This window comes from Sphingomonas sp. ERG5 (assembly GCF_000803065.1).
GTDB lineage: Bacteria > Pseudomonadota > Alphaproteobacteria > Sphingomonadales > Sphingomonadaceae > Sphingomonas.
Genome location: NZ_JSXI01000060.1, coordinates 33,163 through 58,260, shown reverse-complemented (window position 1 = coordinate 58,260; position 25,098 = coordinate 33,163). Strand labels below are relative to the sequence as shown.

25 protein-coding genes, 1 tRNA gene and 2 pseudogenes are annotated in these 25,098 nt (G+C 63.6%); 8 read left to right on the top strand and 20 right to left on the bottom strand.

Features of this window, described 5'->3' with window-relative positions; all coding sequences use genetic code 11:
* The 10 genes and pseudogenes from OO12_RS19395 to OO12_RS19350 form a co-directional block, all read right to left on the bottom strand.
* A pseudogene (locus tag OO12_RS19395) lies at window positions 1-187 on the bottom strand (TonB-dependent receptor); the annotation flags it as partial.
* Between the two features lie 27 nt (window positions 188-214).
* On the bottom strand, window positions 215-622 hold the full coding sequence (locus OO12_RS19390) for an ExbD/TolR family protein (protein ID WP_034160382.1): 408 nt from the start codon (window positions 620-622) through the stop codon (window positions 215-217).
* Window positions 623-634: 12 nt separating this feature from the next.
* Entirely contained in the window at window positions 635-2,380 is a 1,746-nt protein-coding gene (locus OO12_RS19385) for a DUF2341 domain-containing protein (RefSeq protein ID WP_052216069.1), read from the bottom strand.
* Window positions 2,380-3,978: a ShlB/FhaC/HecB family hemolysin secretion/activation protein gene (locus OO12_RS19380; RefSeq protein ID WP_034160381.1), complete on the bottom strand. Its 1,599-nt coding sequence runs from the start codon at window positions 3,976-3,978 to the stop codon at window positions 2,380-2,382. Before OO12_RS19380 ends, OO12_RS19385 begins: the two co-directional genes overlap by 1 nt.
* A gap of 442 nt (window positions 3,979-4,420) precedes the next feature.
* Window positions 4,421-4,843, bottom strand: a complete 423-nt coding sequence (locus OO12_RS19375; protein ID WP_034160380.1) for a helix-turn-helix transcriptional regulator — start codon at window positions 4,841-4,843, stop codon at window positions 4,421-4,423.
* Between the two features lie 73 nt (window positions 4,844-4,916).
* Entirely contained in the window at window positions 4,917-5,897 is a 981-nt protein-coding gene (locus OO12_RS19370; protein WP_160296850.1) for a FecR family protein, read from the bottom strand.
* A 58-nt stretch (window positions 5,898-5,955) separates the two neighbouring features.
* The gene (locus OO12_RS19365; RefSeq protein ID WP_034160378.1) at window positions 5,956-6,501 is read right to left on the bottom strand and encodes an RNA polymerase sigma factor; all 546 of its coding nucleotides are present in this window, start codon (window positions 6,499-6,501) and stop codon (window positions 5,956-5,958) included.
* A gap of 47 nt (window positions 6,502-6,548) precedes the next feature.
* On the bottom strand, window positions 6,549-7,262 hold the full coding sequence (locus OO12_RS28695; RefSeq protein ID WP_052216068.1) for a secretin and TonB N-terminal domain-containing protein: 714 nt from the start codon (window positions 7,260-7,262) through the stop codon (window positions 6,549-6,551).
* A complete protein-coding gene (locus OO12_RS27085; protein WP_052216067.1) occupies window positions 7,259-7,888 on the bottom strand; it encodes an energy transducer TonB in 630 nt (209 codons plus the stop codon). Before OO12_RS27085 ends, OO12_RS28695 begins: the two co-directional genes overlap by 4 nt.
* Before the next feature lie 207 nt (window positions 7,889-8,095).
* Window positions 8,096-8,428, bottom strand: coding sequence for a winged helix-turn-helix transcriptional regulator (locus OO12_RS19350; RefSeq protein ID WP_034160377.1), 333 nt, complete (start codon window positions 8,426-8,428; stop codon window positions 8,096-8,098).
* 73 nt (window positions 8,429-8,501) lie between these two features.
* Here OO12_RS19350 and OO12_RS19345 point away from each other — a divergent pair, with 73 nt between their 5' ends.
* The 3 genes and pseudogenes from OO12_RS19345 to OO12_RS28190 all read left to right on the top strand — a co-directional run.
* Complete coding sequence (locus OO12_RS19345) at window positions 8,502-9,065, top strand: carboxymuconolactone decarboxylase family protein (protein WP_235364891.1); 564 nt, start codon at window positions 8,502-8,504, stop codon at window positions 9,063-9,065.
* A 128-nt stretch (window positions 9,066-9,193) separates the two neighbouring features.
* The gene (nadC, locus tag OO12_RS19340) at window positions 9,194-10,087 is read left to right on the top strand and encodes a carboxylating nicotinate-nucleotide diphosphorylase (RefSeq protein ID WP_443024583.1); all 894 of its coding nucleotides are present in this window, start codon (window positions 9,194-9,196) and stop codon (window positions 10,085-10,087) included.
* A 301-nt stretch (window positions 10,088-10,388) separates the two neighbouring features.
* Window positions 10,389-10,496 (top strand): annotated as a pseudogene (locus OO12_RS28190) (P-type conjugative transfer ATPase TrbB); the annotation flags it as partial.
* A gap of 28 nt (window positions 10,497-10,524) precedes the next feature.
* On the opposite strand, the gene OO12_RS28940 reads toward OO12_RS28190, so the two are convergent.
* On the bottom strand, window positions 10,525-11,148 hold the full coding sequence (locus OO12_RS28940; RefSeq protein WP_200887517.1) for a hypothetical protein: 624 nt from the start codon (window positions 11,146-11,148) through the stop codon (window positions 10,525-10,527).
* Window positions 11,149-11,291: 143 nt separating this feature from the next.
* Between OO12_RS28940 and OO12_RS19330 the strand changes: the two genes are divergently transcribed.
* Window positions 11,292-12,206 (top strand): AbiTii domain-containing protein, encoded by a 915-nt coding sequence (locus OO12_RS19330; protein ID WP_034160374.1) that lies wholly within the window; start codon window positions 11,292-11,294, stop codon window positions 12,204-12,206.
* A 105-nt stretch (window positions 12,207-12,311) separates the two neighbouring features.
* Here the strand turns inward: OO12_RS19330 and OO12_RS19325 are convergent.
* Window positions 12,312-12,402: transfer RNA gene (locus OO12_RS19325), tRNA-Ser, on the bottom strand.
* A 100-nt stretch (window positions 12,403-12,502) separates the two neighbouring features.
* On the opposite strand from OO12_RS19325, the gene OO12_RS19320 reads away from it, so the two are divergent.
* Complete coding sequence (locus OO12_RS19320; RefSeq protein WP_034160373.1) at window positions 12,503-13,366, top strand: peptidylprolyl isomerase; 864 nt, start codon at window positions 12,503-12,505, stop codon at window positions 13,364-13,366.
* A gap of 3 nt (window positions 13,367-13,369) precedes the next feature.
* Here the strand turns inward: OO12_RS19320 and OO12_RS19315 are convergent, their stop codons facing one another.
* The 4 genes from OO12_RS19315 to OO12_RS19300 are packed head-to-tail and all read right to left on the bottom strand — an operon-like array spanning window position 13,370 to window position 16,894.
* Window positions 13,370-13,951, bottom strand: a complete 582-nt coding sequence (locus OO12_RS19315) for an ABC-type transport auxiliary lipoprotein family protein (protein WP_034160372.1) — start codon at window positions 13,949-13,951, stop codon at window positions 13,370-13,372.
* Window positions 13,952-13,959: 8 nt separating this feature from the next.
* Window positions 13,960-14,928, bottom strand: coding sequence for an MlaD family protein (locus tag OO12_RS19310; RefSeq protein WP_034160371.1), 969 nt, complete (start codon window positions 14,926-14,928; stop codon window positions 13,960-13,962).
* Entirely contained in the window at window positions 14,928-15,788 is an 861-nt protein-coding gene (locus OO12_RS19305) for an ABC transporter ATP-binding protein (protein WP_052216065.1), read from the bottom strand. Before OO12_RS19305 ends, OO12_RS19310 begins: the two co-directional genes overlap by 1 nt.
* Window positions 15,785-16,894 carry an MlaE family ABC transporter permease gene (locus OO12_RS19300; RefSeq protein ID WP_034160370.1) on the bottom strand — a complete coding sequence of 370 codons (1,110 nt, stop codon included), beginning with the start codon at window positions 16,892-16,894 and terminating at the stop codon, window positions 15,785-15,787. The genes OO12_RS19305 and OO12_RS19300 overlap by 4 nt, the downstream gene beginning before the upstream one ends.
* Before the next feature lie 62 nt (window positions 16,895-16,956).
* Here OO12_RS19300 and OO12_RS19295 point away from each other — a divergent pair, with 62 nt between their 5' ends.
* Window positions 16,957-17,640 carry an HAD family hydrolase gene (locus OO12_RS19295; protein ID WP_235364890.1) on the top strand — a complete coding sequence of 228 codons (684 nt, stop codon included), beginning with the start codon at window positions 16,957-16,959 and terminating at the stop codon, window positions 17,638-17,640.
* Window positions 17,641-17,726: 86 nt separating this feature from the next.
* Here OO12_RS19295 and OO12_RS19290 read toward each other — a convergent pair whose 3' ends face one another.
* The 3 genes from OO12_RS19290 to OO12_RS19280 form a co-directional block, all read right to left on the bottom strand.
* Window positions 17,727-19,007 carry a DUF445 domain-containing protein gene (locus OO12_RS19290; protein WP_034160369.1) on the bottom strand — a complete coding sequence of 427 codons (1,281 nt, stop codon included), beginning with the start codon at window positions 19,005-19,007 and terminating at the stop codon, window positions 17,727-17,729.
* A gap of 68 nt (window positions 19,008-19,075) precedes the next feature.
* On the bottom strand, window positions 19,076-22,234 hold the full coding sequence (locus OO12_RS19285; protein ID WP_034160368.1) for an efflux RND transporter permease subunit: 3,159 nt from the start codon (window positions 22,232-22,234) through the stop codon (window positions 19,076-19,078).
* A gap of 5 nt (window positions 22,235-22,239) precedes the next feature.
* On the bottom strand, window positions 22,240-23,421 hold the full coding sequence (locus OO12_RS19280; protein WP_034160367.1) for an efflux RND transporter periplasmic adaptor subunit: 1,182 nt from the start codon (window positions 23,419-23,421) through the stop codon (window positions 22,240-22,242).
* A 238-nt stretch (window positions 23,422-23,659) separates the two neighbouring features.
* On the opposite strand from OO12_RS19280, the gene OO12_RS19275 reads away from it, so the two are divergent.
* Together OO12_RS19275 and OO12_RS19270 are read left to right on the top strand one after the other, a co-directional pair.
* Window positions 23,660-23,920: a GlsB/YeaQ/YmgE family stress response membrane protein gene (locus tag OO12_RS19275; protein ID WP_034160366.1), complete on the top strand. Its 261-nt coding sequence runs from the start codon at window positions 23,660-23,662 to the stop codon at window positions 23,918-23,920.
* Window positions 23,921-24,014: 94 nt separating this feature from the next.
* Complete coding sequence (locus tag OO12_RS19270) at window positions 24,015-24,734, top strand: SIMPL domain-containing protein (RefSeq protein WP_034160365.1); 720 nt, start codon at window positions 24,015-24,017, stop codon at window positions 24,732-24,734.
* A 59-nt stretch (window positions 24,735-24,793) separates the two neighbouring features.
* Here the strand turns inward: OO12_RS19270 and OO12_RS19265 are convergent, their stop codons facing one another.
* The gene (locus tag OO12_RS19265; RefSeq protein WP_034160364.1) at window positions 24,794-25,039 is read right to left on the bottom strand and encodes a GlsB/YeaQ/YmgE family stress response membrane protein; all 246 of its coding nucleotides are present in this window, start codon (window positions 25,037-25,039) and stop codon (window positions 24,794-24,796) included.
* Window positions 25,040-25,098: the final 59 nt, after the last annotated feature.

The window sequence follows — 25,098 nt, the reverse complement described above, 5'->3', positions numbered from 1 at the left end:
GGGGTGGCGGCGGCGGTGGCGGGGGGAGGATCACTCGCGTGGTCTTCATCTCGTTGGGCCGTTCGGTGACCGTGATGCCGCGCAGGAAGGTGACCGCGACGATCAACCCGGCGAGCGCGATGCCAGCCACGACCAGCCAGCGCGCGCCATGGCGGCCGCGCGTGCGCCGACGATGACCAAAGTCCATCCCATCAAGGGTAGCGGCGGCCATGGCTCAGGCGCCGCCGGGCGGGCGCGTCGCGGCCATGCCGAGGCTCGGCACGCCGACCTTCGAACACAGGTCGAGCACCTGCATAATCTGGTCATATTGCACTGCCCGGTCGCCGCGCAGAATGACGGCGAGGTCGGGGGTGGTGGCCATGCTGGAGCGGAGCTGCTGCTCGAGCTCGGCCATCGACACGGGGACGGCATCGATCGATACCGTGCCGTCATTGGCAACCGCGATCACCCGCGACTTGGGGCTGTCGAGCGTCTTCGCCGCCGAGGCGCTGGGAAGATCGACCTTGATGCCCTGCACCGCTGCCGTGGTCAGCAGGATGAAGATGATCAGCAGCACGAAGGTCAGGTCGACCAGCGGCGTGATGTTGATCTCGTTATACGGCTTCTTGCCCTGGATCTGCATCGCCCGATCCCCCTATTCGGCCGCGATGGCGGTTGGGGTGGGGCCGTCTGTGTCCTGCCAGGTTTCCGCGATGCGCTTTTCGAGCTCGTCGACGAAGATCTGGTTGTCGGCGCTGATCTCCTCGACGCGTGAGAGGAGATAATTATAGCCGAACAGCGCCGGGATCGCGACGGCAAGGCCGGCGACGGTGGCGAGCAGTGCCGCGGCGATACCGGGGGCGATGGCGTTGATGTTGACCTCGCCGGCCGCCGCCACTGAGGCAAAGGTGATCATCACCCCGAGCACGGTACCGAGCAAACCGATGAACGGTCCGCCCGAGATGGCGATGGTGAGCAGTACCATCTGGCGGTTGAGCCGTTGGCTCTCGCGCACCTGCCCCGCATCGAGTGCCGAGCGGATCGCCGCGATCGACTGCGCGCGGATCGCGTAGCGGCTGCCACTCGCACGGCCTTCGCGCAAACGGCGGTCGAGTTCGCGGCGGCCGATCTGATAGAGCCGGGCCAGGCTGGAGATGCCGGTCGCCCCCCCGGCCTTCACATCACCAAGCCCGTCATGCCCAGTGCTGGTGCTGGCAGCCTGTTCATAGGCATCGAGGAAGTCGTCATTGGCGGCCGAGACGCGCGCGAGCAGCAGTCCCTTGGCGATCATCACCCAGATCGCGACTGCGAGCATCACCGCCAGGATGCCGATCACGATCCACGCATCGAGCGTGAGCGCGGCGAACAGGATGCCGAAATAATTATGTCCGGCGGCCTCGGTCTGCTCGGCGGTGTTGAAGGTCAGCAGTTTGGCGCCCTGCCCTTCGCTCGCTGCCGCGAGCTGGAATGCCGCTTGCGGCAAGGCCGTGCCCGCGACGCGCACCTCATCGACCTCGCCGGTCAAGCCCTGGCCCAGCAATGCCGGGCCGGTCGCAGCAGTCAGCGCACCGGTTACTTCGCCGGCGGGCTGGCCGTTGACGAACAGGCTTGTCTTCGTACCGTCCGAGCTGAGCGCGACATGTGCCCAGGTACCGGCGGCAAGCGGTGTCCCTGCACTGCGCTGACCACTCACCTCGAGGAACAGCCTGCCGCCGGCCAGCACCAGCGAGGCACTGCCCGGCACGGTCAGGAGCTGGCCGTCCGCTACGCCCGGCTTGACCCAGAAGCTGGTGCTGAGCGGGCCGGCGCTGAACAGCGACGCCGGCAGGCTGAGCGCGGTACCGTCGAGCTTCAGGCTCTGGCCGATCAGGCCACCGGCATTGCGCCCTTCACCGCCGCTGGCGTTCGCGCCATTGGCGGTCGCATCGCGCGGAGCACCGGCCGCGTCGAAATGATAGACCGCCTTATAGCCGCCGAAACTGCCCGCGGCATCCTGGCCGGGCTTTGCATCCTTGTTGCCATAATAGGCATAGATCGCCTGTGCGGCGCCGGGCTTGATCCCCGACACATCGACCCATATCAGCGCCTGTTCTTCGGCCGGGCTCCACTTCTCGATATGGAACTTCAGCGGCGTGCGGTCGTCGCCCGCCACGAAGCGCAGGTCCGACCCGTCCGCCTTCACATCCTTGAAGCTGAAATTACCCGTGTGCAGCCGCACCAGCACTGGCGCCCGCGCGACCTCACCCGTGATCCCCGCCGCCGCGGCGTTCAGGTTGATCTTCGTGCGATAGGCATAGCCCGGCTCCCACCAGGCATAAGCCGGTGTGGCGAAAGCGGTGAGCGCCGCGGCGGCGATGACGCCCCCAATGACGCATTGTTTCATGCGGTTGATCAGAGACATCAGAATTCCCCCCAGATGCGGAAGCGTGCGAAAACATCGCCGGACTTGCTGTCCGGTGCGGAAATCAGCGGCGTGCCGACATCGACGGCACCGTTGAAATATTTGAAGAGCCTGACCCGCCCGCCCACGCCCAGCGTCATCAGCCGGAAGCGATCATCCTGCGCCTGGAGCGCTTGATGGATGCCGCCCCAGCCCATGTCCCAGAATGCGTGGAAGCGCAGTTCGTCGATCGGCTTGCCGAAGCGCGAGGCGAGATTCGGCGAGCGCAGCTCGGTCTGATAGGCAAAGCCATAATCGGCCAGCGCCTCGCTCTCATAATAACCCCGCACGCTCGACATGCCGCCAAGGCTGAAACCTTCGTTGGAAATGAGCGGGTCGGGCGACCATTGGCCGGAGAGGCGGGCATTGACCTGAAAGCTGCGGAACACATCCACCGTGCTTTCGGCCTCGCCCTTGAAGATCACGAAATTGGGCTTCGCCTGAAAGCGCTTGCAATCGAAGTGATCGAGATCCTTCACGCAGCCATCGGACGAGAAGCCGCCGCCCGTGCCGATACCGCGCGTGCCGAATATGCCGGATAGGGTGACATTGGAGGTTTGCTTGTCGCTGCTCCAGTCGCCCCGCCATGACGCGGTCACCGGCAGATATTTGATCGGGATCGCGTTGCGATCCGAGCCAAGGCGCAGGTCTTCCAGAAAATCCTTCCAGTCGACGCCGATGGTCAGCGAATGGTAGAAACCCTCTCCGGTGCCGAGCGACCGGATCAGCCGTCCGCCGAAGATATTGCCCTTGCCGATGACGCTGGTGCCGCCGACCACCGCAATGTCGCTGTCGGAATGCACGGCGTAGAGCAGCAACTGCGTGCCGCTGCCCAGCCGCATCATATAATTGCCCGACAGGACCGTGCCGTCATTATGCCGTCTGGGCGCGGTCTGCGCGGAGATCGACAGGCTGTCGCCGCGCCCCCACAGATTGTCGTAGCGCAGCGTGCCGGAGACACGCAGGTCGGTCGTCGCCGCCGATGAGAAATTGTTGATCTCGGTCGACGCGTGGAAGGCGGAGCTCTCCTCGACCTTCAACAGCACATCGAGCGTTCCCGGCGCGGTGCCCGCGCGCAGTTCCGGCGTCACCCGTCGGTTCGACCGCTGGTTCATCGCGACTACGTCGCGCTGAAATGCCGGCAGATTCGGCGTCTTGCCCGGTGTCAGCGACGGCGCTTGCGCACGGATCGCATCGGGATTCTTCGCACCCTCGACCAGCACCTGGCCGATCGCCTGCGGCTGCACCTCAAGGCTGATCAGGCCGCCTTCGGTTCCCTGTTCGGGAATGAACACCGACACGGCGATATAGCCGGCATCCTCGAACGCCTTTTGCAACGCAGCGCGGGCGCTCTCGACATCGGCCGGCGTCTTGCCTGGCCCGGTGAACGGATAGACTGCGCGTTCCACCTTGTCGGGCGAAAGCACCTTGTTCCCGCGCACCGCAAAGGCGCGAATCTCGAAGGGCTTCACCTCAGCCGCCGCGGGCGCCAACGGCGCGGCGTCCTGTTCCGCCACGCCCAACGCACATGCCGGCACCGGCGCCAGGCCCAGCATCATGGCGAGCGCCGTGACGCTCGCGCACCCGCGCCATCGATCCCTTGCCCTCATCAAAATCATGTCCCCCGCCATCGGCCGCCACGGCTCAAAGCCGGGCGACGGACAGAATCATCGACGTGCGCAACAGGCTTCAGCCGCGATGCGGCACCGCAGCGCCCCGTTTGTCGCCGCGCCCTTGGCATGCCCCGCGAATGAGACTCAAGCATGAACTGGCTATATATTAGATCAGCTTCACGCTTTTGCCGGTATTGTACGGGTATAGCGTCAATTCTATTACAATTGATTGCAATCACTCTGGCATAAATAGCCATCACGCTCCGTCAGGCTATAGCCTACGAAACGAAAATACATCGGAACTATTCACAATATTGAACCATATCGTGCGATATAACTGCACAATATCTGAAGATATATTTGCAATGCAGCTTCTATTAGCTGCGGATCAAGTCATCACGCGGACCGACAGCGCCCGTGTCCGGCTGGGTGCCTCGCCGAAGCGGCGCAGATAAGCGCGCGTGAACATTGTCGAACTGCGAAAACCCGCTGCGATGGCAAGGTCGGCAATGGATCGGTACTCGCGCCCGCTCGACAAGCGCTCATGGGCCCATTCCAGCCGCACCGCGGAGACATATTCGGTCACGGTCACACCGAGACTGGCCTTGAAATTCTTGCGCAACGTCGGTCCCGTGACACCAACGGCGGATGCAAGCCGATCCGCATCCCAGGGCTTGCCATGATCATCCTGCACGTGCCGCATCGCCTCGTTCACGGCACGGGCAAAGGGGAGTACCCCGGCATTGCCGGGCCGGGCCGTGGCAACGCGATCAGCTCGGGACCCGTTCAGTTCCGACGTGGCTTGATCCATGGCGCACTCCCTTCAATGAGGAGACAATCGGCGTCGCGGATTTCTGAAAAAAAACTTTCCGCCATCCCAGCGCCTAGCCGATCAGGACCACGCCGCCCGGAAGATGGGTGCCGCGAACACCGAGCAATTGCTCGACCTGGGTGACGGCATTGGCCATCTGATCGAGATGGAACACCGCACTGACGGGATGGCGGGCAAGACTGCCGTCGGTCAGCACGATCCGGCCCGCGCGATAGCGGTTGATCTCGGCCACGACCTGACTGAGCGGCTCGCCCTTGAAGATCAGCAAACCGGACCGCCACCCCGTCGCGGTACTCTCATTCGTCTGTTCGACCGCGCCAAAGCCGTGGGCGGAATAGATGAGCTGATGGCCGGCGGACAAATCCGCGCGCGCGTCGCCGCTCGCCACCGTTACCTGGCCCGCCATGCAGGTCACGCACACCTGTCCGTCGATATTGCGGAGATTGAACTCAGCCTTTGACGCGGTGACAACGCCGCCATCCGCCACAGCCGTGAATGCGGCGTCCCGCGCGATGGTCACGAATGCCTCGCCGCTGATCAGGTCGATACCGTCGCCGTCCCACCGCTTGCCGATGCTGGTGCGCGTGTTCATTTCAATGCTGACGCCCGCCACCGGGCCGATCGTGCGCCGCTCCCCGGGGGCGGTGCGGTAATCGGCCATCAGTTCGGCATAGGAAGGCCATAGATCCAGCGGCGGGCGCGCGACCATGACCGCGCCGGCGACCGATGCCGCGATTGCGCCGCCCATGACGAAGGCGCGCCGGCTGACGAGCCCGTGGCGCGGCCGAAACTCGATCACCCTATCCGCCTCCCGCCGTTCGGCCTCGCGGGCTTCAAGCATCGACTGCAAGCCGCTGCGCACCCGCACCGCCTCGCGGAATGCCGTTTCATGCTCGGCACTGCTGGCACGCCATGCCGCAAGGGTCGTCGCATCGCGCACGGTCGCCGCGCCCGAACTGATATGGACGACCCAATCCAATGCCTCCCGCGCAAGCGGCGTCATCGGCGTGCGGGGGCCATCGGCTCCGTTCACGCGCGCGCCGTCAGGGGCAGAAGATGGCGGGGCGGAAGTCTCACGATGGCGCACCTTTCTACTTCCTAGACAATCGACGACGGTCGAAAGTGAAAATTGTTTCGACCCCGAGCCGATCGGCGCAATGCTCGACCGCATGCCGGATATCGCTATGGATCGTGCGGACGGTCACGCCGTGCCGCGCGGCAAGGGCTTCATAGGAAATCGTCTCCAGCAGCGAGGCACAGAGTACGGCGCGCTGACGCTCGGGAAGATCGGCCAGCGCCCGTTCGAGGCGGGTAAAATCCGCTCGCCCTTCAGCGATGACATCGGGGCCCGGCGCCTCGTCCGGGATATCCAGCGCGACCTCGATCTCCATGGCGTTCAGCCGACGGCCTTCCGAGACGCGGATGTTGGTGGCGGCATTGAGCGCGGAGCGGTAGAGATAGGCTTCTGGATTGGCGACGTCGCTCAACGCGCCGGGCCGCTCCAGCCGCAGCCAGGTTTCGTGCAGCGCTTCCTGCGCAAGGTCGGGCGATCCGAGTTTTCGCGTCAGCCTCTGAATGAGGTCGCGGTAGCTCGTGCGCAGCGAGCGACGCAGCACGGCGCGGATCGCGTCCGTCATGGCCGCTTCCCGCCCCGGCCCGCGGCAACTCCATGGCGCGACACCATCTATCGGGCCTCGATCTGGACGCGGATCGGCTGCGGCATCTCCACTGGCGGCCGACCGAATTGCAGCGCCGCGATCCCGGTCATCATCTCCTGATCAGCCAGCTTGTTACCGCTACCTTGGGCGAAATCGAGGCGCTCCACCGCACCGTCCCGACCGATCCACAAGCGCATCACGGCGCGGTAGGTACGCTTGCCCTGAGCCGCATCGGGACGGAGCAAATGATCGATCGTCGTCAGCACGTGCCGTCCATAGGCGTCGAACGATGCCCTGGGCGGCGTGCCGACAAGCGGCGTCGACCGCACCTGCATGACATCAAGCGTCAGCACCGGATCGGCACTGTCGGGCCGGTATCCGATCGAAGGGCCTGACCGCGGAGCATAGACCAGCGCCGCGTTGGACCGGGTGAAGCGCGACGAAAGGCCAGTCTCCACCAGCAGCCGCGCCAATGCCTGTTGCGGCGTGAAGCTGCCAAGGACCGCGGCCGACCGCCGGTTTGCGGCCAGATTGTCGTCATAGATGATGTCGACATGGCTGATCTGCGCAAAACGCGCGAGCGCGGTGTCCAGCCGTTGGGCGGGAATGTCATAATGCTGCTGCGGCAATTGGGCATCGGACTGAGCGAAAGACGGTGCGGGCAGCAACGCCGCGCCGGGCAGTGCCAGGAGAAGGAGGCCAGCCAGCCTCGCGCCGACCTGCCGATCGCCCCCAGTCACTGCAGGCTGAATGATATCGGCAGCGCGATGCCCAGCCTGTCGGGCAGGCTGGCAGGGATCACCGGCAAGGGTTGAGCACGCTTCACCGCCGCTACCGCTTCCGTATCGAGGATGGTGAACCCCGAACTGCGGTCGATCCAGGCGTCGAGGACCTTGCCGTTCCGGTCCATCAGGAAGCGCAGAAGAACCACCCCCTCCACATGCTCGCGGCGCGCGGAATCGGGATAGCGGCGATAGCGTTCGATATGGACCAGCAATGCCTGCTGATAGGTCTGGGCATCCGCACCGGACGATACCCGAGACGCTAGGTCGCCGGATGTCCCCGGCTCGACCGTCGACGGCGCGGCGATATGACTGGTCGCCTCTTGCGAGCGCGCCTGTTTCGGGACGAGCGGCGACAGCTGCGTCGCTGGCATCGGCCTTGTCTCGCCCGATGCCGTTGGCGGTTGACCACCGGCTTCCTGCGCATCGAGCGGCAAGAGGCTGACGACCAAGGGTTGTCCGCCTGTCTTTGCATGGCGCTCTCCCCCGGGACGCAGCACCAGCATCAGCGCCGCCGCTAACAGGAGATGCAGCGCCCCGGAGGCGAGCCAAGCGGTTATCTGCGACCTGCGGCCCTTTTCCACGCGCTTCCCATATCACTGAGTCTAGCCACCGATAAAAAACCGACCCTATTGTCCCTTTGCGTGACATCGCGATGACGGATTGGCTTGATCAGCGTGCGCCGAACTCAAAGCGGAACAGCTGCTGAGCGTAGCGAATTTATCCAAAGGACGAGAGCTTGATCAGTATATGACAGTCGCCGCATGGCTGACGGAGCTGGCCGTCCGGCGTCAGGCTTCCGGCTTGGTGCGGCCGATTTGCGCGGAGGCCCACTTTTCGGCGAAGCTATGTAGCGGCGCGAAGGCCTCAAGCATCTCGTGTCCGAGCGGCGTCAGTAAATAGCCTTCCCCGGCCGAATGGGTCACTATTCCGGCCTCGCGCAGCTCGTTTACGCGCGACTGCAGGACCGTGGGCGATATCTCGGCGGCCGCCCGCAACGCGCGCGAAGTGAGGGGTCGATCCCGCAGTTCCCACAAGATGCGTAGCGCCCAGCGTCGACCGAGCAGTTCGAGCAGCGCCATGATCGGCCTGCGAACGGTCGGGTCCAGTTTTTGATCGACCAAGACGACACTCCTCGAAATTATTCGTTGCTATTATTTTAGTAGCATATATTTGTTGCTACCGTTTCGATAGCACATGGAGGCGGCCGTGCAACGCATCTCACCCCTGCAACAACCCTATCCCAGCCCAGTCCAGCAGTCGTTCGACGCCATCATGCCGGCTGGAATCGCCCCACTCCTCCTCTTCACAACCATGGCATCAAGCGAGCGGGCGTGGTCAAAGTTCAGGGCCGGCTCACTCCTGGACGGCAGACTCCTCACCCTGCGCGAGCGAGAGATCGTGATTGACCGAACCTGCGCGCGGACCGGCTGCGAATACGAATGGGGCGTGCACATCGCGAAGTTCGCGGAGAAGGCGCGGATCACCGCGATCGACATTGCCGAGTTGCTGGCCGTGCCCGCGAATGCCGGCCATTGGACAGCGGCAGAGGCCACGCTGATCGCCACCGTGGACGCTTTGCACGAGCGCGCGACGCTCACCGACGAGGAGTTCGGGAATCTGCGCACGCACTATGGCGATGATCAGATACTCGAGATCATCATGCTGGCGGGATTCTATCGCACCGTATCTTACCTCGCCAATGGACTGGACCTCCCGCTGGAGGCGGACGGCGCGAAGTTCGCCGAATACCGGACGTGAGGCATGCTCCTCGGCGGCGGCACGTTTCTGACGCTGCCTGCGCTTGCAATGGCCGGCCTCTCCAGCGGGCACTCATTGGAAAATGAAAGCCGACCGCGATAGCGCTGCATGATAGGCATGAGGGCTTCATGCATATTGATGCTTTGGGAAAACAACGAACTGCCATGACCCTTATCCCCGATTTCGATGTTGACGCCTTCGTCGTCGCGACACTCTCCGAAGATTTGGGCGGGCCTCCCGGCGCTGGCGGGCATGACCTGACATGCGAAAGCGTAATTCCCAGCGATGCCGTTTTCACTGGCGTGATGGGCAGTCGGGACGCGATTGTCGTGGCGGGCTTACCCATAGCGGCCGCTTTTTTTCAGGCACTCGACCCGGATGTGAAAATCGAGTTGCTGGTCGCCGAAGGTGAAGAGGTGCCACCCGGCACGGAATTGATGCGGCTCAGGGGCAATGCGCGAGCCTTGCTGACCGCCGAACGCTCGGCCTTGAATGTGGTGCAGCACCTGACCGGCATCGCGACCCTGACGCGCGATTATGTTCGTCGGATCGAGGGAACTGGAGCGGTCCTCCTTGACACGCGCAAAACCACTCCCGGTCTGCGCCTGCTGGAGAAATATGCCACCCGCACAGGCGGAGCGAAGAACTATCGCTTGGGATTATGGGATGCCGTGATGATAAAGGACAACCATATTGCGGTGGCTCAGTCCATTGGGCAGGCGGTAGGCGCTGTGAGAGCAGCCGGTATCACGCAGATCAGCGTTGAGGTTGATCTGGTAGACCAGATCGAACCAGCCATAGCGGCGGGTGCGACGCACTTGTTGCTCGACAATATGGAGCCCGCTGTGCTGCGCGGTGCGGTTACTCTTGTCGGGGGCCGCGTACCGACTGAGGCGTCGGGTGGAGTCACGCTCGAAAATATCCGCGGTATTGCCGAAACAGGCGTGACCTATGTGAGCGTCGGGAGGCCGACTCAGTCGGCCCCCGCCGCCGATATTGGGTTGGATTTTACGATAGCCTGAGAGCGCGCTCCCCCGGATAGCATCGCAGCGGCAGGTCGGCTTCGCGGGTTACCGCCGCGATCGGAAGGCTGGAGCGCGATAGTCATATCCAGCTCGAAACGCTGGCCCTGTTCGTCCGATACGAACTCGCGATCGATGCGCCGCTCGCCGAGAACGACCAAGCCGGTCGGGCCATCGCCGCCAAGCGGCTCGACGCCTTCATCGCACAAGTTGGTCGACAGACAGCCGCCGGGCGCGGGGCTATCGGCGTCACGGAGCCGGGCCAGTGACCGGCGGCATTTCCGCGGACCGTCGGCGTGCGATGCCGCGCACCGCGACGGGGCCGGCAATCGCCGAGGCGCTGGCCGATCCGCGCGTCATCGAGATCATGGTCAACCCGGCTGGGGCGCTGCGCCTGGACAGGCTTGGCGCTGCGGACCTCGGTTCCGCCGAACCAATCATTTGTCGTTCAGCCGCTGAAACGTGAACGTGCTACCGTCGCTGTCATCCATCAGTTCAATTTCGCTAGGTCGAGCGGCATCATTGAAATGCAGTTTCAATGAAAAACCCTTCTCACGCACCACAAATCCGCGCGAAGAGGCACCCACATAAAACGATGGCAAAACATACGGGCCTTCTTTGTCGCTCTCGACAACGTAACTGATTTGTTGCTTAGACACGATCATATGCCCGTCTTTCAAAACAAGCATCCCGCAACAACTATTCGAAAAAGACCCATTAGCGAGTGAAACAGAGAGTTTTGGCGCACTGAATGGCATGGTGAAAAGACAAATGCCATAAATAGCCCAAGACGCGTACGCCACGATCTTAAGTCGCTTAAGATTGCGGACATGTCGGTTCAATATTTCGTCATTAAGCTCTTTATAGCCATTTCCTCTCGTGAACTTCTCCATGCCCTGCATTGGAAAAATGCTCGATTTTCCGGCGGCAAGATAGGCTTCGGGATGTCGATCAATCAAAGCATCCCGCACCTTTTTCATATACCAAAACTGCAAAATGCAGCAGGCGAAGAACACACCGAAAGGGAGCAGGATCACCGTTGGCACGCCGTCTTCTGCCAACCAAAATCGCCGATGTAAACGAACGGCGCCGTTGCAGGCGCTGGCGGTGTAGCTACCACGCGATTGGTTGCCACACGGCGGGCTTCCATTGGGTCGTTACCGCACCGATATACAGGCCGGTCGAATGACGATTGGATAAGAGCGTGGGGATCGTTGGCGATATCGTAGATGGGGCGATTGACGACAACGTGAAGCTCGCGACGTTGCTTCGCAAACTGTTGATCGTCGGCGAACGGCTTCAGAATGACGAATTGAAGACATGGGTGCTTCACGAGTTGAACGGGTACGACGGCGACGACCAGCTACCGCCCTATCGTCAGATGAACATTAGCGCGAAAGGCGTGTTTGTTAGCATCGTCGGCCAAATGAACGATCAGCCGTTACAAGCGAGCGTGATGCAGAAAGAGCATCAATGGTGGGCCACAAGCGCGTCGCTGCTAGGCACTATCGCATCCCTCGAAACCTTGGTCGTGGGCGAACCGAATGGGCGGGTGATGCTGGAATGGCCCGCAGACTTGGTGGCCTTCTACAGCAAAAAGTTCAGCACCGATTGGCACCTAAATCGGGCGTGGCAGGAAATCCCGATCAACGCGGTGAACGGCCTGTTGGACACCGTTCGCACCCGCATCCTTCAATTCGCGTTGGAATTGCAGAAAGAGCTAGGAGACGCCGAACCGTCTTCGCAGGCCGCGCCTCCTGAAGCCGTGAACAACGCCGTGCAGACCATCATATATGGCGGCAACAACATCATTTCGCCTACGATCGCAGGCAATGTTCAGTTCATCGGCGAACAGACCGTCGTGCAAGGTGACTTCTTTTCGCTGTCCAGCGCGCTGTCCGCGATCGGCGTGGATCAAACACACGTTACCGAACTCGAAAGCGCCATCAGCGCCGACAAGGCCGAAGGTGCAGACAAAGGATACGGCGAAAAGGTCAAAGGATGGCTGGCGAAAGCGGGCACCTACGTTGCCACCGAAGGCGGCAAGGCGGCGGTCGAACTCGCAAAAAATGCAGCAACGAAGGCCGTGATGACTTATTTGGGGATGCCCCCGGCATGACGAAAACGCCCATCAACGCCCACATCCAAGCAAATAATTTATGGCGGACAAGAGGGTGGACGGCGACCCCCAATCGGGAAATCATCGTTTAATTTCAATAGTATGTGGCGGAGCGGGAGGGATTCGAACCCTCGATACGCTTTTGGCGTATACTCACTTTCCAGGCGAGCGCCTTCGACCACTCGGCCACCGCTCCGCATTTCCCGGACAGGAAGGCGCTGCCCTAGGGCCTGTTGCGGCGCCGCGCAACCCGTGAGCGATTGCATCGCCGTCATGCTCCGTGCACATTCACGGCCATGCTGATTTCCCTGCTCCCTTTGCTCGTCCTGGCCCAGGCCGCACCGCCCACATCGCCGGCCCCATTGCCGTCGGACGTCGCCGCGCAGGATTGGCGCGCGATCCCCGACGATGAACTGCTGGTGATGACCCTGAGCGGCAACCGCAAGGTGGTGATCCGGCTCGCCGCGCGTTACGCGCCCGAGCATGTCGCCAATATCCGCACGCTGGTCAAAGCCGGCTGGTGGGACGCGGCAAGCGTGTACCGCGTGCAGGAAAACTGGGTCGCGCAATGGGGTGATGCGACCGAGACGAAAAAGCTCCCGGCCGGCGTGGTCGAGACACCGGCAGCGGAATATGAGATCGCCGGTTTCACCGTCGCGCAGCGATTGGCCAAAGCGGATTCGCACTCGACCGCATCGGGTTTCAGCGCCGATGGCTGGCCGATCGCGACGAATGGCAAGGCGGCGTGGCTGACGCATTGCTACGGCATGGTCGGCGTCGCCCGCGGACCGTCTCCCGATACCGGCAGCGGTGCCGAACTGTTCACGCCGATCGGCCAGTCGGCGCGGCGGCTCGACCGCAACTACACCGTGGTCGGACGAATCATCGAGGGCATGAAATATCTCTCGGCCCTGCCGCGCAGCGATGCGGCGATGGGTGTCTATGCCACCGAAGCCGAACGGTCGGGGATCGTCTCGGTCCGGCTGGCCAGCGACATTCCCGCCGCCGAGCGACCGAAGTTCGAATATCGCTCGACCGATAATGCGCGCTTCGCCGCCTACATCAAGCTGCGCGAAAATCCCGCGCCGCCAACGATCGGATCGGGCGGCGTCGAACTGTGCGAAGTGCCGCTGGCAACGCGGCCCGCGCCGGCGCGCTGACGCTCAGCGTCCGACCCAGTCGGCGACTTCGCCGGCAACCTGGTTGGCCGCCCGGTTGAGCCCGACACCGACCGCACTCGCCTCGACCACGGCGACAGGGACGCGCGCTTCGAAGCGGCGCTTCTCGACTGCGCTGGCCGGCCCGCGGATCAGCGCGGCATCATAAGTCACCACGGCTTCCTTGGTCGTCGCATCGACACCGAAGCCGCGCAATTCGCCCGACAGGCGTGCGCCGGGATCGGCGAAGGATTGCGCATTGCTCAACACCACGCGCCCGGTCTTTGCACCGACCGTGTCGGACAGCAATCGCGCGAACAAGCGGGCGGGCTGTTCGACCCATTGCGCCTTGGCGACATAAGCGATCGCGGTGTCGCTTGCCTGCACCGGCACGCGGGTGGTGGCGAGCGCCTGCGACACCACGGGCACGAGGATGGTGATCGTCGCGCTCTTCGACGAATCCTGCACTTGTCCGATCGGTACGGCCGATGCCGAGCTGATCGTCAGCAACACGGGGGGCGGCTTGGCGCCGAAACTGATGCAGGCGGACAGCGGCAGCAGGGCGGCGATGATAAGCGGCTTCTTCATGGGGCGCCTCACTTGCTGGGCTTATAGTCGGGAAGTTTCGGCGAACCGACCAGTGCACCGGCACCGCCCTGGTCGATCTTCTCGGCAACCGAGGTCAGCGCGGCCGACATCTGGCGCAGATCGCGGACGAGCAAGCCGACTTCCGGCATGGTCTGCTTCGAAAAGGCCTGCACCCCGGGACGCGCATCGCTGATCACGGCATCGAGCGATTCCATGCTGCGTTGCGCGGCGGCGACCGCCTTGCTGAGATTCTGCGTCGCGGGGCGGACATCCTCATTGATCATCGCGTTGGTCGAGCCGGCAAGCTGGCCGACCTGCTGTGCCGCGTCGCCCGCCTGCTTGATCGCAAGGCGCGTCTCGGCAAGCGTCGCCGCGATCTCAGGGCCGCGATCGGCCAGCGCGCCGGTCAGCCGGTTGGTGTTGGCCAGGATACCGGTGATCGATTTCTGATTCTTGTCCGACAGCATCTCGGTCAGCCGCTCGGTCAACGTCGAAAAGCGCTCGAGCAATTGCGGCGCCGAGCTGAGGATCGCGCCCAGGCCGCCCTGTTTGGGGGGGATGACCGGTACGCCATAAGGGCAGGATTTCTCCGGCTCGAGCTTCGGACAGCTGATCGCCGGCGCATTCTTGACCGCGCCGTCGAGCTGGATCTGGCTGACGCCAGTGAAGCCGACGCCCTGAATGGTCGCGGTGGTGCCTTCCAGCACCGGCGTGTCGTCATTGACCGAAATGCGCACGCGCACGAACTGCGGGTCCGGCTTCCACAGCGAGATCTCCTTCACCTGCCCCGCCGGCACGCCCGAAAAGGCCACCGCCGATCCCTTGTTGAGACCATCGACCGACTGTTTGAAGAAGATATCATACTCCTTCTCGGCCGAGCCGTTGAGGCGCGCGATCCACACCGTGAACAGCGCCAGCACAGCGAGCAGGATCAGCACCACGGCACCGACCAGAACATGGTTCGAACGGGTTTCCATCAGCGCCTAGCCCCTGCTTGCTCGTCTTGTGCTTGTTCGTCTTGTTCCTGCCCAGCCGCCCGCTCATCTGCCGCGCGTTTGACCGATGCGGTCGCGTTGCGGCCACGCGGGCCGTTGAAATATTCCTGGATCCATGGATGGTCCAACGCGAGAAGCTCCGGAATCGTGCCCACCGCAATCACCTTCTTGTCGGCGAGCACCGCGACCCGGTCGCAAATCGCGTACAGCGTATCGAGATCATGGGTGATCAGGAATACGGTCAGGCCCAGCGTCTTCTGCAACCCCTTGGTCAGTTCGTCGAACGCCGCCGCGCCGATCGGGTCGAGCCCGGCGGTCGGCTCATCGAGAAACAGCAATTCGGGATCGAGCGCCAGCGCGCGCGCCAGGCCGGCGCGCTTGCGCATGCCACCCGACAATTCGGCGGGATATTTGGGTCCGGCATCAGCGGACAGGCCACTCATCACCACCTTGTACGCCGCGATCTCGTCAAGCAGCGACGGGTCGAGCCTGGGATAGAATTCGCGCAACGGCACCTGGATATTCTCGGCCACCGTCAACGTGGAGAAGAGCGCGCCGCCCTGGAACAGCACGCCCCAGCGCTTGCGGATATCGACTGCCTCGGTCTCATCGCGACCGATCGTCGGCTCACCGAACACGGTGATCTCGCCTTCATCGGGGGTCTGCAGACCGACGATCGAGCGCATCAACACCGACTTGCCGGTACCGGATCCGCCGACCACGCCAAAAATCTCGCCGCGCCGGACCTCGAGGTCCAGCCCGTCATGAACCAGCTGATCGCCAAAGCTGTTCTTCAGCCCATGGACGGTGATGACCGTTTCGGATGTCTGGGCCGCGCTCATGTCCACCCCAACCAGGTGAAGAAGACCGCGAAAAAGGCATCGAGCACGATGACCAGGAAGATCGCCTGCACCACCGCCGATGTGGTGCGCAGGCCGACCTGTTCGGCGTCGGACTCGACCATCATGCCCTGGAAACAGCCGGCAATGGCGATGATCGCCCCGAACACCGGCGCCTTGACCAGCCCGACATACAGATCGGTGATCGGCACGACTTCGCGAATGCGCTGGATAAAGGTGACCGGCGGGATACCAAGCGAAACCCAGCATAGCAGGCAGCCGCCGATCATCGCGATCAGCGAGGCATAGAAGCCGAGCAGCGGCATCATCAGCACCACCGCGAGCGTGCGCGGCAGCACCAGCGCCTCCATCGGCGAGACGCCGATCGTGCGCATGGCGTCGATTTCCTCGGTCAGCTTCATCGTGCCGATCTGCGCCGCAAAGGCCGAACCCGATCGTCCCGCCACCATGATCGCGGTCATCAGCACGCCCAGTTCGCGCAGCGTCAGCCGCCCGACCAGATTGATCGTGAACACTTCGGCGCCGAACTGTCGCAGCTGCACCGCGCCTTGCTGCGCGATCACGATGCCGATCAGGAAGCTCATCAGCCCGATGATGCCGAGCGCGGACACGCCGACCACTTCGAAACGCTGCACCGTCGCGTTGAAACGGAAACGGCTCGGGTGACGGATGACCGTGCCGAGCGCGATCACCGTCGCGCCCATGAAGCCGAGCAGGCCGACAGTGGTTTTCAGCGCGATCGATGTCGCCTGGCCGATTTCGCCAAGGACTCGGGTAAAGCTGCCGACATGCGCCGGGCGCATCGAGACATTCTGATCGGCCGCCTTGACCTGGGCGAGGAGATGTTCGCCATCGGCGTCGAGCCCCTCGATCTTCGCGTCATGTTCGATCGCGAAGCGATGCACCACCCAGGCGCCGACCGTATCGATGCGTTCGATATCGCTCAGGTCGAGTCGGTCGACCGGCCCCGAATAGGCACGCAGCCGCTCCGGCAGATCGCCGATGCGCGCGAGGGATAGATTGCCGGAGAAGCGCAGAATGTCGCCGTCACCGGCGCGTTCGTGCGTGAAGGCGGCCTGTGCGTTCATCCGGCCCATCCTTGGTGCAATCGCGCTGGATCGGCAAGACGTATGCTGTGTAGGACGACAGGATGCCGAGTAACGCCACGCACCGCATCGCCATTTACGACATGGACAAGACGATTACCGTCGCGCCGACCTGGACAGGCTTCCTGATCGGCGCGGCGCGCGCGTACGCGCCGTGGCGGCTGGCCCTGCTGCCGGTCGCGGGCCTGGCGGTCGGCGCCTACGGATTGAAACTGCTCGACCGGGCGCGATTGAAACAAGTGACTCAGCGTTTGCTGATCGGCGGCACGATGTCTTCCGAAGACGCCGCCGACGCCGCCGCGCGATTCGCCGACCGCATCATCGCCCAGGGCCTGTTCGCCGGCGCGCGCACGCGAATCGAGGCCGATCGGGCGGCGGGGTATCGGCTGGTCATGGCGACCGCCTCCTATCATTTCTATGTCACCGCGATCGCCGAGCGGCTGGGGTTCGACGCGGTGATCGCGACCGGATCGCGCAAGACCGCGGATGGGCGCCTGCGAGCACTGATCGACGGGGAGAATTGCTACGGCCCGGCAAAGCTGCGCATGATCAAGGCATGGCTCGCCGCCCAGGGCATCGAGCGCGCGGATGCGGAGATTCGCTTCTATTCCGATCATGTCTCCGATGCGCCGACGCTCGACTGGGCGGACACGGCGTTTGCGGTCCACCCGCATGGCCCGCTTCGCACGCTGGCCACCGCCAGGGGCTGGGCGATCCTCGACTGGTAACGCCGCAGGTCGCGGAGCCCCGCATCTCAGGAACCCCCGTCTCAAGACCTCCCGTCTCAAGACCTCCAGTCTTAAAACCCTGTGTCTCAAAACAGCGTATCCACGGCATGGATGACCAGCCCGACCAGCCCGCCGACCAATGTGCCGTTCACGCGGATATATTGCAGATCGCGCCCGACGGCATTTTCCAGGCGCCGCGTGATCGTGCGCGCATCCCAGCCACGGACCGTTTCCGACACCAGCCGGACGATGCCATCGCCATAATCCGCGGCCATTCCTACCGCGGCCCTGCGCGTGAAGCGGTTGATGGTTGCGCGCAACCGGGGGTCTTCCTGCAAGGTCGTGCCCAATTGCCGCAACATGTCGCCAAACTTGCCGCTCATCGCGGCATTGGGGTCGCGCGCGACCTTGAGCAGGCTGGCGCGGGCACTTTCCCACATCCCATCGAGCCAGCGCTGCATCGCCGGATTGTCGATCAGATCGGCCTTCAGCGCCTTGACCCGCGCGCGCATCTTCGGATCATATTGCAGGTCATAGGCGAGCACCTCCAACCCTTCCTCCGCCTTGGCGCGGAGCGGATGCTGAGGGTCCTCGGCCATGTCGTTGACCAGTCCGTCGAGCCCGGCGATGATCTTGTCGGCCAGCGTTTCATCGAGCCCGGTCCAGCGCAGCAGCGACCCGGCGCGCTCATGCACCATCGCGCGCACCAGATGCTCGTTGGAACTGAGCACTTGCGCCGCCCAGCGGATGATCCCGTCGAGCAGCGGCAAATGGCGCTTCTCCGCGATCGCGGCGGTCAGCGCCTGACCGAGCAGCGGTGATATTTCGAGCGTGCGCAAGCGTTGCCCGATCGCCGTCTTGACCATGCCGCCCAGCCGCTGCGGATCGAAGGATTCGAGCATGTTCGCAACCAGACCCGACGCGCCACGCCGCAACCGGCCTTCGCTCCCGGCCGGCGCGGCCAGCCAGCGCCCGGCGGCCGAAGCGACGTCCAGTTGCCGCATCCGCCGTGCGACCACCCCGGGGATGAGGAAATTGTCGCGCAGGAACTGCGCCAGCGTATCGCCGATCCGATCCTTGTTGCGCGGGATGATCGCCGTGTGCGGGATCGGCAGGCCGAGCGGATGGCGGAACAAGGCAGTGACCGCGAACCAGTCGGCAAGACCACCGACCATTGCCGCCTCGGCAAAGGCGCGAACAAAGCCGAGCGCCGGATGCCCCCCGAATCCCGCAACATTGTCGAGCGCGCGCGTCGCCAGGAACAATGCCGCCATCGCGACCAGCAATCCGGTCGCGACGATTCGCATCCGGCGCAGCCCGACAGGCACGGCTTCTGCGTTGCGGGATGCACGGGCGAGCAGCTTCATGGGTGAAACAATCCCCGAAACCGGGGATTGTTCAAGTGTGAAGAGCTTTTAACGCCCACATCGCGCATTTACTCCGCTGGATGCGGCAGATCGTCACCAGGCTGGGGTCCGGCAATCCGACCGGCCGGACGCGGCGGCAATTGCGGCTGATCATGATCGATCACCGGCAGGCCGTCGTCTCCCGGCTGGTAGGTCAGCAACCCACGGCGCAGTTTCGGGCCGATCCATTTCTCGATCCCAACCGCCAGGCTGAAGCTCGCCGGTACGATCAGCAAGGTGAGGATCGTCGACAAGGTCAGGCCACCGATCACGGTGATGCCCATCGGTGCACGCCATGATCCGTCACCACCCAGCGACAATGCGGTCGGGACCATGCCCGCGACCATCGCGACGGTGGTCATGACGATCGGCTGGGCGCGCTTGTGCCCGGCATCGATGATCGCGGTCGTGACCTCCACGCCCTTCTCGATTTCCTCGAGCGCGAAGTCGATCAGCAGGATCGAGTTCTTGGCGACGATGCCAAGCAGCATCAGCAAGCCAATGAACACCGGCATCGACAGCGGGTTGTTGGTGGCAAGCAGCGCGAGCAGACCGCCGAGCGGCGCCAGCAGCAGCGACCCCATATTGACCAAAGGCGGCAGGACGCGACGATAGAGCAGCACCAGCACCGCAAACACCAGGCCGACGCCGGCAATCACCGCGGTGATGAAGTTCTTGATCATCTCCGCCTGCCATTTGGTCTGACCCAGCGCCAGCTCGCCAACGCCGATCGGGAGATTCTTCATCGTCGGCAGGTCGTGAATGGCCTTTTGCGCCGTGCCGCTGACCACGCCCGGGGCAAGGTCGGTGCCGACGGTGATCTGGCGCTGCTGCGCGACGCGCTCGATCTTGGTCGGTCCGGCGCCGAAGCCGATATCGGCGATCACATTGAGCGGCACCGAGCCGCCCGTCGCCGTGGCGACCGGCAGGTTCTGGATCGTCGACAGGCGTTCGCGCGCATTCGCGTCGAGCGCGACGCGGATCGGCACCTGACGATCCGAGAGCGAGAATTTGGCGCTGTTCTGATCGATATCGCCAAGCGTCGCGATGCGGATCGCACTCGACAGCGCGGCCGTGGTGACGCCGAGATTGGCGGCCAGGTCGAGCCGCGGCTTGATGACGATTTCCGGCCGCTGCAGATCGCCGCTGATTCGCGGTGCGACCAGGATCGGCAGTTTCGCCATGTCGCGCACCAGCTTGATCGCGGTCTCGTTGAGCAGCTTGGGATCGTCGCCGCCCAGCACGATGGTCAAGGCACGGCCGCTGCCGCCCCAGCCATTTTGCGAGCGGAAGGTGACGCGCGCATCGGCAATCGCATTGAGCTTCGGCGCGAGCTTCTGCTCGAACTGCGTGCTGGTCATGCCCTTGTCCTTGTTGAACAGGGCAGTCACGCGGCCATTGCCGACGAACGAGCGCGAATAGACCGATTTCACCGCCGGCTTTTCCGCGGCGAGGATATCGGCGACTTGCTTGACGACCCTGCTGGTCTGATCGAGCGTCGTCCCCGGCACCATTTCGATCAGCGCGGTGGTCGCATCCTGATCCTGATCGGGCTGGAAGGTCATGGGCAGGAAATAGAAGCACACCACGGTCAGCGCGAGCGCGCTCATGCCGCCGACCACCGCCGACCAGCGATGCCGCAGCGTCCATTTGAGCGTGGTGAGATAGGCCTGCATCAGCCGCCCCTCGCCATGTTCGGCGTGACCGAAGGCCTTGAGGAAATAAGCCGCGATCATTGGCGTCAGCAAGCGCGCGACGGCCAGGCTCATCAGCACCGCGGCGACGACGGTCAGGCCGAAATTCTTGAAGAACTGCCCCGACACGCCGGGCATCAGGCCAACCGGCAGGAACACCGCGACGATCGCCATGGTGGTGGCAAGCACGGCAAGACCGATCTCGTCGGCAGCGTCGATCGACGCCTGATAGGCGGTCTTGCCCATGCGCATGTGCCGGACGATATTCTCGATCTCGACGATCGCATCATCGACCAGCACGCCGGCGACCAGGCTGAGCGCAAGCAAGGTCATCTGGTTGAGGTTGAATCCCATCAACTCCATGAACCAGAAGGTCGGAATCGCCGACAGCGGAATGGCCAGCGCGGAAATGACCGTCGCGCGCCAGTCGCGCAGGAACAGGAACACCACCAGGACCGCGAGCAGCGCACCTTCGATCAGCGCCTCGATCGCGCTGTGATATTGCGATTCGGCATATTGGGTTTCGTTGAAGATCAGCTTGAACTGGACCTTCGGATTGCGCTTCTGCAGGTCCGCCAGCTTCTTCTCGGCGGCGTGGAAGACGGCAACGTCCGACGCCCCCTTGGCGCGCTGGAAATCGAAGGTGACGACTTGCTTGCCGTCAAAGTCCGACGCCGAGCGTTGTTCGGCATAAAGGTCGCGTACGCGGCCCAGATCGGTGAGACGCACGGTACGTCCGCCTCCGACCGAAATCTGCGTCTGACCCAGTTCATAGGCGTTCTTGGCGTTACCAAGGACTCGAACCGATTGCTCCGATCCGGCGATCTCGGCGCGGCCACCGGCCGCATTGAGATTGACCTGGCGGAGCTGCTGGTTGACCTGGCTTGCCGTCAGCCCATGCGCCTGAAGCTTGAGCGGATCGAGGATGATGCGGATTTCGCGGTTGACGCCGCCATTACGGCTGACCGTCGCCATGCCCGGAACCGACAGCAGCTCCTTGCTCACGGTATTGTCGATATACCAGCTGAGCTGCTCGATCGTCATGTCGGAGGTGATCGCGGAATAGCTGGCGAGATCGTCGCCACTGGTATTCGCGCGATAGATTTGCGGCTCCAGAATGCCGTCGGGCAAGTCGCTGCGAATCTGGGTGATCGCGTCGCGAATATCGATGACGGCGCGATCGATCGGTGTCCCGATATTGAGCTGGATGACGGTTTGCGAGCTGCCCTCGGTCACCGTCGAATTGATCTCGTCAATGCCCTGCAGGCTGCGCACGGCGGATTCCACGCGCTGCGTGACCTGGGTTTCCAGCTCGGACGGCGCGGCCCCCGGCTGGCTGATGACGACGATCGCGACCGGAAAGTCGATGTCCGGGCTGTTATTGACCTGCATGCCCATGAAGCTGAACACGCCGGCGATCGACAGCGCGATGAACAGCACGATCGACGGTACCGGGTTGCGGATCGACCAGGCCGAGATGTTCCGGAAATTCATATCGATCAGCCCCCGGTCCTGACGGCGCTCTTGGCGACGACCGGCGCCACCTTCTGCCCCGGATTGAGGAAAGCGCCGGCGGAGAGCACGACGCGCTCCGTGCCGGACAGTCCCGATGCAATCGCCACGCCTGAATCGGTCACCGCGCCGACCTTCACTTCGCGACGTTCGATCTTGTCGCCCTTGCCGATGACATAGACGAAATTGCCGCGATCGTCACTCAGCACCGCCGATTCCGGCAGCTGCGGGGACGTGGCCGAACCGCTGGTGATCTCCGCCGCGGCGAAACCGCCCGGACGCAGCGCCGGATTATAGGTCAGCGCAATGCGGGCAATACCCTGGCGGGTCTGCGGATCGATGATCGGCGACACCTGCCACACTTCGCCGGTGAAGCTTTGCGCGCCACCGACCGGCGTCACCTTGGCCTGCACGCCGACCGTGAGGCCGGTCAGGTCGGCTTCGCTGAGTGCGGCGCGCATTTCCATCTCGCCGCCCTTGGCCATGCGGAACAGGGTGCCCGACCCGGCGGTGACGATCTGGCCCGGTTCGACATCGCGCGTCAGCACAAGGCCCGCCGCCGGCGCCCGGATGTCGAGCCGGCCATTGCGCGCGCTCTGTTCGCCGAGCGCCGCCTGGCTGACGCGGACGCGGGCCAGCGCCGCATCGCGGGTCGCGGTCTTGCGTTCCAGATCGGCCTTGGAGATGAAGCCGCGATCGACCAGCTGCTTCGCGCGGTCGAGTTCGGACTGGGCGATCGCCGCATCGGCGCGCGCGACATTGATCTGCGCCGCGAGCGATGCCGCGGTCTGGGTCTGGACCGAGCGGTCGACCGTGGCGAGCACTTGCCCCGCGCCGACCCACTGTCCGGGCTCGACCAGCACGCGCGTCACCAGGCCGCCTTCGCCCGCAACGCCGACGGGCATTTCGCGCCGCGCGGCCAGCGAACCGGTCGCCGACAGGACGCGCGGGACCAGCTTGACGCCCGGCACGGCGACGGTCACGTTGGGCAGCTGCTCGACATGCTTGACCTCGGGCTTCTTGGTGAAGAACATGAACCAGGCAGCGACGGCAAGCAGCACGACGGCGACCGCGCCGACGATCCACCACAGGCGATTCGATCGCGCTTCTCCGCCACCGGGCAGTGCCAGACGTCCGTCATTGTCGAACGTTGCCGCTTCGTAGTTCATCTGATCCACTTTCCCGTCCCGGCCATTCGCTGGCCCAATTCGCAGGACTGTATTAGCGAAATAAGTCACCGACCTCAATAGGCCGTTTTCACCGGCGCGGCTCCTGCCCTTTTTTGCCTCCTGCCGCAAGACGCGGCAACCGTTGCGGTGAAGAAACGTGTTGCATTGCCTGGGGTTGAGGACAACCTTCCGCCGCGGACTCGCGACGCGGCGGGCCGATAACCTTGGGAGTGAAGCGATGGATCGTACCATTCTTGGTTGGCTGTTGATTGGCCTGGTGGCCGGTATCCTTGGCAAGATCATCATGCCCGGCAAAGACCCGGGTGGTTTCATCGTCACAATTCTGATCGGTATTGCCGGAGCGCTGCTCGCCGGGTTCATCGCACAGTCAATGGGCTGGCAAATCGTTGGCGGATGGCAGAATTACGCTGCGGCAACGGGGGGCGCGATCGTATTGCTGGCGTTGTACCGGCTAATAATGACACGCCGGGTGCGCTGATCTTTTCGTCTGTTCGTTCAGCTTAGGTTGGCCTGCGGGGCGTCACAGCACACCGCGCAGGCCGACCGGTCTGTCTGATAACGGGAGTTTAGGAATGAAGTTGATCGCGACCGCAGTGGCACTCGCCGCATTGCCCCTAGCCTTCGCGCCAGCCGGCGCGCAGACAGCCCCGGTGATCCTGCCAGATGGAACCATATTGGATGTGACCGCAACGGGCCAAACGACCCGCGTGCCGGACGTCGCAACGATTCGCGCCGGGGTCGTGACCCAGGCAGCAACCGCCGGCGCCGCGATCGGCGACAATGCGCAGGCGATGACGCGCGTTCTCGCGGCGCTGAAGCGCGCCGGCATCGAAGCGCGTGACGTGAGCACGTCGAATGTCGGCCTGAGCCCGCAATATCGCTATGCCGAGAATCAGGCGCCAGTGGTGACCGGCTATCAGGCAACCAATACGGTGGCGGTGCGATTTCGCGACATTGCCAAGTCTGGCGCGATCCTTGATGCACTGGTCAAGGAAGGCGCGAACCAGATTGACGGCCCCAACCTGGCGATCGACAACCCCAACGCCGCGCTCGACGAAGCCCGCACCGACGCCGTCAAGAAAGCCCGCGCCCGCGCAGAACTCTATGCACGCGCCGCCGGCATGACCGTGTCGCGGATCGTGTCGATCTCGGAAAATGGCGAGAACCCTGGTGGATCACCCCCGCCGGTCATGTATGCCCGGGCCGCAATGGCGAAGGACGCCTCGACTCAGATCGCGGCGGGCGAAACCGATGTGACGGTGACGCTCAGCGTGCGGTTCCTGCTGAAATAAACGAAACGGGCCGCCCGACAGTGTCGGGCGGCCCGTGATTTTCCGACCGTGGCGGTCGTTCAGCGAACGCTGCCGCGGCGGATCAGGTTAACGATCGCCAGCAGGATCACCGCGCCCAGAAATGCCGATATCAGGCCGTAAAAGCCGGTACCGATATAGGGCCCGAACAGCCAGCCACCGATATATGATCCGATGATACCGACAACGACGTTCAGGATAATGCCCTGTTGGCCATCAGTGCGCATCACGATGCTCGCCAACCAGCCGATGATGCCGCCGACGATCAGCCAAAGAATGAAATTCATGCGACTTGCCTCCGTTGCGCCCGTTTAAACAGGCCGTGGAGGAAAGACTCGTAACCGGA